Origin of the sequence: Paramuribaculum intestinale (assembly GCF_003024925.1) — a bacterium.
Taxonomy (GTDB): Bacteria; Bacteroidota; Bacteroidia; order Bacteroidales; family Muribaculaceae; genus Paramuribaculum; species Paramuribaculum intestinale.
The window spans coordinates 1-10380 of record NZ_PUED01000093.1 but is presented as its reverse complement, the minus strand read 5'-3'; the positions used below and the strand labels follow the sequence as shown (position 1 = coordinate 10380).

12 protein-coding genes are annotated in these 10380 nt (G+C 52.9%); 5 read left to right on the top strand and 7 right to left on the bottom strand.

Annotated elements, in window-relative coordinates; translation table 11 throughout:
- Positions 1-295 (top strand): S-adenosylmethionine:tRNA ribosyltransferase-isomerase (locus C5O24_RS08065; RefSeq protein ID WP_161553854.1); only part of this gene is annotated, 295 nt, incomplete at its 5' end.
- Here the strand turns inward: C5O24_RS08065 and C5O24_RS08060 are convergent.
- Complete coding sequence (locus C5O24_RS08060; protein ID WP_107034798.1) at positions 296-1486, bottom strand: dicarboxylate/amino acid:cation symporter; 1191 nt, start codon at positions 1484-1486, stop codon at positions 296-298. It abuts the gene before it with no gap.
- Positions 1487-1562: 76 nt separating this feature from the next.
- On the opposite strand from C5O24_RS08060, the gene C5O24_RS08055 reads away from it, so the two are divergent.
- From C5O24_RS08055 to cbiB, 3 genes are read left to right on the top strand one after another with little or no spacing between them, the layout of a single operon-like run.
- Positions 1563-3044, top strand: coding sequence for a cobyric acid synthase (locus tag C5O24_RS08055; protein WP_107034797.1), 1482 nt, complete (start codon positions 1563-1565; stop codon positions 3042-3044).
- Positions 3037-4050 (top strand): aminotransferase class I/II-fold pyridoxal phosphate-dependent enzyme, encoded by a 1014-nt coding sequence (locus C5O24_RS08050; RefSeq protein WP_107034796.1) that lies wholly within the window; start codon positions 3037-3039, stop codon positions 4048-4050. Before C5O24_RS08055 ends, C5O24_RS08050 begins: the two co-directional genes overlap by 8 nt.
- A complete protein-coding gene (cbiB, locus tag C5O24_RS08045) occupies positions 4029-4967 on the top strand; it encodes an adenosylcobinamide-phosphate synthase CbiB (protein ID WP_107034795.1) in 939 nt (312 codons plus the stop codon). The genes C5O24_RS08050 and cbiB overlap by 22 nt, the downstream gene beginning before the upstream one ends.
- Positions 4968-5034: 67 nt before the next feature.
- Here the strand turns inward: cbiB and C5O24_RS08040 are convergent, their stop codons facing one another.
- Genes C5O24_RS08040 through C5O24_RS08020 form a run of 5 tightly spaced genes read right to left on the bottom strand, consistent with a single transcriptional unit; the run spans position 5035 to position 8921 of the window.
- Positions 5035-6333 (bottom strand): M18 family aminopeptidase, encoded by a 1299-nt coding sequence (locus C5O24_RS08040; protein WP_107034794.1) that lies wholly within the window; start codon positions 6331-6333, stop codon positions 5035-5037.
- 1 nt (position 6334) lies between these two features.
- Positions 6335-6853 carry a DUF5063 domain-containing protein gene (locus C5O24_RS08035; RefSeq protein WP_107034793.1) on the bottom strand — a complete coding sequence of 173 codons (519 nt, stop codon included), beginning with the start codon at positions 6851-6853 and terminating at the stop codon, positions 6335-6337.
- Positions 6846-7421, bottom strand: a complete 576-nt coding sequence (gene nadD / locus C5O24_RS08030) for a nicotinate (nicotinamide) nucleotide adenylyltransferase (RefSeq protein ID WP_107034792.1) — start codon at positions 7419-7421, stop codon at positions 6846-6848. Before nadD ends, C5O24_RS08035 begins: the two co-directional genes overlap by 8 nt.
- The gene (gene gmk / locus C5O24_RS08025) at positions 7418-7987 is read right to left on the bottom strand and encodes a guanylate kinase (protein ID WP_107034791.1); all 570 of its coding nucleotides are present in this window, start codon (positions 7985-7987) and stop codon (positions 7418-7420) included. The genes nadD and gmk overlap by 4 nt, the downstream gene beginning before the upstream one ends.
- 58 nt (positions 7988-8045) lie before the next feature.
- Positions 8046-8921, bottom strand: a complete 876-nt coding sequence (locus C5O24_RS08020; protein ID WP_107034790.1) for a YicC/YloC family endoribonuclease — start codon at positions 8919-8921, stop codon at positions 8046-8048.
- 192 nt (positions 8922-9113) lie between these two features.
- Between C5O24_RS08020 and tsaB the strand changes: the two genes are divergently transcribed.
- Positions 9114-9845: a tRNA (adenosine(37)-N6)-threonylcarbamoyltransferase complex dimerization subunit type 1 TsaB gene (tsaB, locus tag C5O24_RS08015; protein ID WP_107034789.1), complete on the top strand. Its 732-nt coding sequence runs from the start codon at positions 9114-9116 to the stop codon at positions 9843-9845.
- Here tsaB and C5O24_RS08010 read toward each other — a convergent pair.
- Positions 9776-10380: MATE family efflux transporter (locus C5O24_RS08010; RefSeq protein ID WP_240604934.1), on the bottom strand; the 605-nt coding region annotated here is incomplete at its 5' end. The two genes, tsaB and C5O24_RS08010, sit on opposite strands and share 70 nt — an antisense overlap.

Here is a 10380-nt window from a genome sequence, read left to right as displayed (position 1 = left end):
TCCCTACGATGGTCATCCGACCGCTATGAGCCGGAATGAGGCTATGGGTTGTCTCCTGGACCGGCTACGCAAGGATGGAAGCGATGTCCTGACAGCCGACACGCGTATCATCATCGCTCCAGGATATCGTTATCGTGTGGTCGACGCGATGGTGACCAACTTTCATCAGCCCAAGTCCACGCTGCTGCTGCTCGTGTCAGCTTTTACCGGTGGCGACTGGCGCCGCATGTATGATTTGGCCATGGAGCGTGAGTTCCGCTTCCTCAGCTATGGCGATGCCTGCCTGTTGCTCTGATCAGGATGCTGAAGGCACTTTTCGAGGTCGCGGTCGGAAGAATCGGTCGACGATCGATGCGAGTGCGCCGTCGCCTGTCACATTGCAGGCTGTGCCGAAACTGTCCATGGAGATATAGAGTGCTATCATCAGCGCGTTCTGCGCCTCGCTGAAGCCTAATATCGACGACAACAGTCCGAGTGATGCCATGATGGCGCCTCCAGGAATTCCGGGTGCGGCCACGATGGTGATGCCGAGCATTATTATGAAATGGCTGAACATGCCTATATCGAATGCCATGCCCTGCATGATCATCAGAGCCATGGAGCATGCAACCAGTTTCAGCGCGCTTCCCGACATGTGGACTGTAGCGCACAGCGGCACGACAAATCCGGCGACATCCTCGCTGACGCCCATTTTTATGCTCTGCCGTAGAGTGACAGGTATGGTCGCGGCCGATGACGATGTGCCGAGAGCTGTAAAATAAGCCGGCATCATGGTCCATAACATTTTGAACGGATTCTTTCGGGCGAATATCGAGGCGATACAATACTGGAACACAAGTATGAACACATGTATGCCGAATATCACGGCTATTATTTTTGCGAAAGAGATCAGTATTGTACCGGTTTGCCCTGAAACGGTCATTATAAGAAATATTCCGAATATGTAGAATGGAAGAAGCGGAACAATAGCCTTGCGTATCGTCAGCTCGATGACGGAGCGCAGTTCGGCGAACGCTGACCGGAGCACTTCGGCCGACGTCACGGCTATTCCGAGCCCGATGACAAATGAACTCACCAGAGCGGTCATCACTCCCATAAGCGGAGGCATTCCGACGGTGAAGTATGGTTCTATAGTCGTGCCTCCCTGCTCTACGGCTGTCATCGCCGAGTCCTGACTGATCATGGATGGGAACAGCCAGATGCCGGTAAAGTAAGATGTATAGCCGGCAAACAATGTGGCTCCGTATGCGAGCAGAAGCGTCACGATAAGCATTTTTCCCGCGCGGATGCCGATGTCGCCTATGGCGGGGGTGACAAATCCCACTATGATCAGTGGAATCAGGAAACCGAGAAATTGCGAGAAGATATCATTGAAAGTAGCGCACAGGCGGGCAAACCATTCGGGCGAAATCCATCCGATAGCTATGCCCATTGCTATGGCGATAATGATGCGTGGAAGCAGTCCGGGTTTTATCTTGTGTTTCATATTGCAAAGTTAAGGAAAAATATAAGTAATTTTGCAATATGTTAATGATGTCTTACATAACAATACAGGACGTTTTATGAATACCGCTATGAGGCGGCTGCGTCCGCTGATGCTCGGCGGTACGGGGAGTGATGTCGGCAAGAGTATGCTTGCAGCCGGCCTGTGCCGCATATTCCGCCAGGATGGATATGCTCCGGCTCCTTTCAAAGCCCAGAATATGGCACTTAATTCGTATGCCACTCCTGAAGGCTTCGAGATCGGACGCGCGCAGGCTGTGCAGGCCGAAGCCGCCGGAATCGACTGCCATACGGATATGAACCCTTTGCTGCTGAAGCCTCAGGGTGATTCTACATGTCAGATCGTTGTCGACGGCGTTGCAGCCGGAACATACAGTTCGGCGAGGCTCTATGACAGTGAGGTCCGTGCGGAGTTGCGCGGAGGTGTCTGCAAGGCTTTCGACAGGCTGTCGTCACGCTATAATCCTATAGTGATGGAGGGAGCCGGAAGCGTGGCCGAGATAAATCTCCGTGAGTCAGACATCGTGAACATGCCGATGGCGGCATATGCCGATGCCGCCGTGCTGCTTGTCGCCGATATAGACCGTGGCGGCGTGTTTGCATCGGCCTACGGATCGGTGATGTTGCAGCCGCCGGAATACCGGCGGCTGATCAAAGGGATTATTGTCAACAAATTCAGAGGTGACATGCGTCTGTTTGATAGTGGCCGCCGTATGCTTGAGGAGTGTTGCGGTGTCCCGGTAGTGGGTGTCGTTCCTTATATGGCCGATATCCATATAGAAGATGAAGATTCGGTTGCGCTTGGAGGCAAGCGTGTGGCGCCAATGCCCGGAGCTGTGAATGTGGCTGTCGTAAGATTGCCGCATATATCCAATTTCACCGATTTCAATGTCCTTGAACATACTCCGGGCGTAAACGTGTATTATACCGCCGAGGCCGAGGCGCTTGTCGGGGCAGATATGATCGTGATTCCTGGCACCAAAACTACTATAAGCGACCTGCGGTGGCTTAAGGCTACCGGTATGGATGAGGCGATTACCGGACTCGCGGCCGACGGCTTGCCGGTGGTCGGTATATGCGGAGGCTATCAGATGATGGGTCGCGTGATTGATGATCCGGAGGGATATGAAGGAGAGACTGATTGCGTCGACGGGCTTGGTCTGCTGCCGGTAACGACGGTCATATCCGCTGACAAGCAGATCCGCCGGATTGCATTCGAGATGACGACGGATGCCGGTGCGTGCATAGTTGGCAATGGCTACGAGATACACATGGGACGGACACGGCTTGATCAGGACGCTATCGCTTTAAGCATGCTTTCCGACGGCACAGCCGACGGATGCCGTAATGGCAATTGTTATGGAACATATATTCATGGTTTTCTCGACAACAGTGAGGTGATAGCATGGTTGTTGCCCCGGTTGAGCGGGTGTGTGGCTGATTACGGGGCTTACCGCCAGAGGCAATACGACACGCTCGCAGCTCGGTTAAGAGAGTGCCTCGATATGAATATGATATACCGGATGATAAGTTATGACTGAGGGACACGGTGATGATATCTACAGATATTCCGGGCTTGTCAAGGTGAATTTTTCGACCAATATATGGCAATATCCCGATCTCAGCGCGTTGAAGCGGTTTATGGCTTCAAAACTCGATTTCGTAGCGTCATATCCCGAGCCGGAGCCATATAGCCTGGAACATCGTCTGGCTGATGACATCGGAATAGAATATGGCCAGATCATGGTGACCGCCGGAGTGACCGACGCCATATATACGATAGCGCGCAATATTGCGGCAGGCCGTCGCAGCGGTATCGTGGGGCCGACATTTGCCGAATATGCCGATGCTTGTAGTGCGGCGGGGGTAGTGTATGATTATTTCGGTGATGCGGAGGAGGCCGCCGTGAAGAGCGACGTAGTGTGGATATGCAATCCGAACAATCCTGACGGAAGAGTGATTGATGCCGGCGGTCTTGCAGCGTTGATCGCCAGCAGACTATCAGTGATGTTTGTGATAGATACGGCATATTCCGACTATTGCCGGGCTGAAAAGCTCGATGTGAGTACGATGGCTGGTCATGACAATGTGATCCTGCTACATTCGCTTACAAAACAGTGTTGCGTGCCAGGATTGCGCGTAGGATATCTGACCGCGAGCGCTGAAAACATCAGATCTCTCCGCCGGCACCGTATGCCATGGGCCGTCAATGCCTTGGCATCATCGTGCGCGGAATTTCTTATTGATAATCCGCCTGTGATACCGGTGGATATGCTTCTTGCCGAGAGCAAAAGGATGCAGTGCGCGATGGCAGCTATGGGATATGATGTGACTCCGTCAGCCACTAATTTCTTTTTGGGTGCTGTTCCCTGTGGTTCTGCAGCCGCACTGAAGGAGTGGCTTGTCAGTCGGCACGGACTGCTTATACGCGACGCTTCAAATTTTGCAGGTCTGTCTGCTGGTCATTTCAGGATAGCGGCGCAGCGTGGCGACGAAAACGATTTACTTCTTGATGCATTGAAGGAATGGATTGGGAAATATTGTTGATCGGTCTTGCCGCAGGATGGACGCTTGATCTTTTGGCAGGCGATCCGTTGTGGATGCCTCATCCGGTTGTGTGGATGGGCAAGGCAATCGCGTTCATGGAGCGTATGCTCAACCATGGGTTGCATCGTGTGGCCAAAGGGGCTGTCGCGTCAGTCGGACTGGTCGCCATAGCGTATGTGTTGTGTGGTGCGGTTCTGTTGCTGCTCGCCCCATGGCCTTGGGCTGAAACTTTGTTTTGCACAGTGATGGTGTTTTTCTGTCTGGCCGGCACGACTCTGACACGTGAGGTCGGAGCTGTGTTCGACGCTCTCGACCGTTCGATTGACGATGGCCGCCGTCAGGTAGCGCGTATAGTCGGCCGTGACACCGCCTCGTTGTCGGATCAGGAGGTGGCAACGGCTGCGCTTGAGACTTTGGCCGAGAATCTTTCAGACGGGGTGGTCGCTCCTTTGTTTTGGTTTGCGATTCTCGGTGTGCCGGGCATGGTAGCCTATAAGATGGTCAATACTCTTGATTCGATGATCGGTTATCGTAATGACAGATTTAGGTCGTTTGGTCGTGTGGCAGCCCGGATAGATGATGTCGCCAACTGGATTCCGGCACGACTGACTGCGGCGCTGATCATACTTGCCGCCGGACGGCCGGATTTATGGAGGTTTGTGCTCAGGTTCGGCCGTTGTCATGCAAGTCCTAATTCGGGATGGCCCGAGGCCGCTATGGCGGGTGTGCTGGGATGCCGTTTTGGCGGGACTCACGATTATTTTGGCGTGGCGGTGTACAAACCTTATATCGGCATAGACAGCCGACCGGTAGGCCGCATCGATGCCGTGCGCGCCATCAGAGTGGCGCGCCGTGCGGAGTTTATGGCTGTAGTCCTTGTCGGCTTTACGATTGTCGCCATATCCTTCATCGCATGATGACAGATATGGCGACGTTCTATATGCCGGATTGATATATGCGGGGACTTGTCTGTCCCCTCTTCTTTTATATCTCGTAGAAGGTGCAGAATGCTTTGATGATGCTGATGTGATCGGCGGTCGATGCGGTTTCGCGCACGGAGTGCATGGCCCAAACGCCCGCTCCCATGTCGACTCCACGCAGATCAAGCTGCGCGGTCAGTATGTTGCCGAGCGTGGATCCTCCGGCTACGTCGCTGTGGTTGACGAAATACTGGCATGGTATGCCGGCTATGTCGCAGATGTTTTTGAACACGGCTGCGCTGTCGGCATCGGTCATATATTTGCAGTTGGCATTGATCTTGATGACAGGGCCTCCGCCGAGTGTGGGATGATTGGTCGGATCCTGCTTTTCGACATAGTTGGGGTGGACGGCATGTGCGTTGTCGGCCGATATCATGAACGATGATGCAATGCTGATCATGAATGCTTCATCGGTCCATCCGAGTGAATTGCATATACGTTTCAGTATGTTGCGGAGCACAGGCGATGCTGCTCCCTGTTTTGTCCCGCTGCCGGTCTCCTCGTTGTCGAAAATGGCCATGACCTTGATCGCTCCTCTGTCGTTACCGGCTTCAAGCAGGGAGGTGAGCGCGGCATGCACCATCGACAGGTCGTCGATACGTCCTGATGTAACGAATTCCCCGTTGATTCCGGTAATGCATGCCGGTGTGGTGTCAAAAAGCGACAGATCGTAGTCGATGATTATTTCAGGATCTACATTGAGCTCTTCGGCTACAAGGCGTCTGACAAGTCCTTTTTCATCACCTTTGGCATTGACACGGCCGATGACCGGCAACATGTCTTTCTGTTTCGAGAGAGGATTTCCGTCGTTGACAGAGCGGTTGAAGTGTATGGCGAGATGAGGTATGGTGAGCAGCGGCCGGTCGAATCTTACCAGACGGCTGATGGGGCGCAGAGGATCCTGCCCGCGCAGCATCACCCTTCCGGCTATTGACAACGGACGGTCAAACCAGGTGTATAATATTGAACCTCCATATACTTCAGTGTTGAGTTTCACGATGTTTCCGTCGCACAATATCTCGCAGTCGGGCTTTATGCGGAAGCCGGGTGAGTCGCTGTGGGCCGCGATGATACGGAAGCCGTCCTCCGGATCAGAGTCGCCGACAGTGAAAGCGAATATTGCGGAGTCGTTTTTTGTCACATAATAGCGTCCTCCACGGTTTATTTCCCATGCCTCGCGCGGATCAAGACGTTCGAATCCTTCGGCGTCAAGACGTCGGCGCACGGTGTCGACGGCCAGAAAATTGACCGGAGAAGAGTCAAGAAACTTACAGAGGTCGTCGATGTAGTCGTATTGTTCCATATCAGTCAATATCAGATGATGAGTATTTGATTTTGTTGAGGGCCCGGAGATTGTTGCAAAGTATCTGGCTCCAGTAGCTTTCGAAGTCTTCTTTAATCGCGGCAAGGGCTTCGGGGGCGAGTGCCAGCGGATCGGGTTTGATCATTTCTATAAAGTTATAGACCGACTGGAATATGTCGGTCAGCCCTTCGGAGAGGCTTGCGGCTATGGGTGTGTCGGAATACTTCATGTCTTCTTCAAACACTTCGAGATACGTGTCGTCCGGACCCATGATGTTTTCGATCGCGCGGCGCACTGATTCATAGTAATCTTCCTCCAGCGACGGATTGATATAGGCTTCCTCTGTCGATATGTCGGCCGACAGATCGGAAGCGGCAATGTATATTCGGGGAAGCAGCCGGAGCATCGTATCGATAAAATCTCTGCGCTCAGTTTCGGCAGCCGATTCCGCTGCCTGACAATATTCGTTGCACAGGCCGATGAATGCAAGGGCATTGTTGTTTAGAACTGTATCATTCATAGAGATGGTTGTGTCTTATATATTCATAGACTCCCGGAGGGAGAAAATAGGTCATGTCGGCTCCTCCTGATAGTGCCTGCCGCAGGAATGTGCTTGATATTTCGGTTATTGGAGCATTGATTATGCGGCAGTTGGGATGCGATGGTGTTTCGATAGGAAATCCGGGGCGGGGATATACGATCACACCGTAGTCCGATAGTATGGACTCACTCTCACGCCATCTGCCGAAACCGAGCCAGTTGTCGCTTCCGGTGATGATGCTGAAGGAGACCGACGGATGCCGGCGGTTGAGATAGCGCAGTGTGTCGATGGTATATGACGGACGTGGAAGTGAGAGTTCCACGTCGCAAGCTTTTATCCTTGATTGCCGGTCGGCGCCGACTGCTATTTCAAGCATTTTGAGCCGATGACGGTCATCGATAAGCGTGGCACTGTCTTTGAGCGGATTTTGCGGTGACAGCATCATCCACACTTCGTCCAGTCCGGCAAACTGGGCCATATAGTTTGCCACCATCATGTGGCCGACGTGGACAGGGTTGAATGATCCGCCAAGCAGACCGATTTTCATGCGCCTACAAATTGTTTGATGGCTTTTTCGGTATCGGCTACCGCCTTGTCGAGATCGTCGTTGACGATCCGGATGTCGTAGGATGGGGCGAACGACAGTTCGTATTCAGCTTTGCCGAGGCGCTGGCTTATGGCTTCGGGCGACTCGGTGCCGCGTCCTTCCAGACGCACCCGCAGGGCGTCGATGCTCGGTGGCTCGATAAATAGAGCCAAAGCGCGTTCGCCATACATGCGTTTGACGTTTACGCCGCCTTTGACGTCGATATCGAGCACTACGTTGTGACCCTCGCGGCACCTGCGTTCGACTTCGCTCTTCAGTGTGCCGTAGAAGCGTCCGGGATAGACCTCTTCATACTCTACGAAGTTGTCGTCGGCTATGGCCTGACGGAATTCTTCGTCAGTAAGAAACCAGTAGCTGACGCCATGAACTTCGCCCTCGCGTGGCTGACGGTTGGTGGCCGACACTGAAAATTTCATGTCGATTTCGCCTTTTTGCAGCAGCCGGTTGATGATTGTGGATTTGCCACAGCCCGACGGGGCACTGACGATGATGATCTTGCCTTCCATGATATGCGTTTATGGGGTGGGTAAGTATGGGTTTTTATGTCCGGGGAGATGCACGGGTTCAGAGCACATTGAGTACCTGTTCCTTTATCTGCTCAAGCTCGTCTTTCATGCGCACTACGATTTTCTGTAGTTCGGCATGATTGCTTTTTGATCCGAGAGTATTGATCTCACGTCCCATTTCCTGACTGATGAAGCCGAGTTTTTTACCTTGTCCGGTTTCGCCGTCGAGTGTTTCCATGAAATAAGTCAGGTGTTGGCGAAGCCGCTGTTTTTCCTCGTTAATGTCGAGCTTCTCAATGTAATATATCATTTCCTGCTCCAGACGTCCGAGATCGATATCCACTTGTCCGAGTTTGGCGAGATTGTCCTCAATCCGGGCACGAATCTTGCTGACGCGTTCATTTTCATAACGAGGCACCTCTGCCAGCAGGTTCTCTATCTGTCGTATGCGTTGGGTGAAGAACTCTTCGAGTTTCCTGCCCTCTTCGCGTCTGTATTCCACCAAGGCGTCGGTAGCAGCGTCGGCCGCTTTAATGAGCGCGGTGCTTTCGTTCTGCTCGTCTTCGGCCGGTGCTTCGGCTTTCATGATGTCAGGCAGCCTCATCAGAAGCGGCATCCAGTCGGCGGGGTGCGACACTCCGATAGCGTCGGCGATATCCTCCAGACTTTTCTTGTAGGTCTTGAGCAGCGGCAGGTTGAATTGAGTGGGGGAGTCGCTGCCGATGTTCTCTACAGTCACTATAGCCTCGACTTTGCCTCGTTCGATCCGGTGTGCCAGGCGGTTGCGCATCTCCAGTTCCACCGCTCTATAAGCCGAGGGTAGACGGAGTGACATGTCGAGTTGTTTGCTGTTGAGCGATTTGATCTCGACGGTTATTTTTTTGTGTTCTGTTTCGACAACCGATTTGCCGAAGCCTGTCATTGATAGCAGCATTTCAGTAGTGTATATATAGACTGTTGATATTCGTTTTAATGTCTGACAAAGTTACGATAAAAAGTTGAATCGCGAGCAATCTGTGATAGAGTTAGCCCGACAAATTGAACGAATCCATGCAAAATCCCGGCAGACTCAAAGTATGTTTGAATTTAACGGTGAAATAGCGTAACTTTGCACAAAACTTGAATAATGGCAGTAATATTGAATATAGACACCTCGACGGAGGTGTGTTCGGTCGCTTTGTCGGCTGAAGGGACGGTGCTTTGTCATCGTGAGGAATTCGAGCAGCGCAACCATGCAACCCTCCTGAGCGGTTTCATAAAGGATTGTCTCGACCGACTCAGGGAGCTTGAGCTTTCACTGGATGCTGTGGCGGTTTCTATGGGTCCGGGTAGCTATACCGGACTCCGGATCGGTCTGTCGGAGGCCAAGGGGCTGGCATACGCTCTGGGACTACCCCTGATAGGTGTCGACACTTTGCAGCTTCTTGCGGTGTCGGTGATGTTTTCTGGATATGAATACCCCGAGGGGGCGGTTTATGCTCCGATGATCGATGCACGCCGCATGGAGGTGTTTACAGGAGTCTATGATCAGGCTCTGACACCATTGCTGGAGCCGGCTCCTATGATTCTCGACGCCGACAGCTATGCCGGATTTCTTGAGAAAAGCACTGTGCTGTTTTTTGGCAATGGAAGCGACAAGGCGCGTGAGGTGGTTACTTCGCCCAATGCTGTCTTTGTGCCTGATGTCAAGCCTCTGGCTGTCGATATGACGGCTCTGTCCGAACTGAAGTGGAGTCGCCGTGAGTTCCTTGATCTGGCTTATTCCACTCCGTGGTATCGCAAGGAGTTTCAGGCGACTTCTCCGCGTGATCCTTTGGCGAGCAGCAGTGCGAGCAATAGTCCGCGCACGGCCAGATAGCATAGAAAAGCCAGCCACAGGCCGTGATTGTGCATTGTCGGCCACGCAAGCATATATACTGTGAAATATACGGCGGTGGCGCACAGCATGGACAGGAGCATCGACCGCGTGGCTGTAAGGCCTATGAATATTCCGTCGCAGACAAACGCCATGAATCCGGCCAATGGTATAGATATTGCCCAGACCTCGTATTCGCGTGCGGCTGCCAGTGTGGACAGATCGTCGCAGAGTATTTCGAGCAGGGCAGTGCCGAGTGTGGCATAGCCGACAGTGAATATCAGGGCGAGTGTGGCTGATGTCAATATCAGCAGTCGGCATGCCTGTTTCAGCGCCTGGTGTCGGCCGGCTCCGGAGTATTTGCCGCATATAGCCTCGGCCGAAAAGGCAAAGCCGTCCATAAAGAAACTGAAAAGGGTGAACAGCTGCATAAGCAGGGCATTGGCGGCGAGTGTCTCGTTGCCTTGCATTGCTCCGGTGCGCGTAAACCACAGAGTGACGCCGACAAGACACAATGTGCGTAGAAATATGTCGGTGT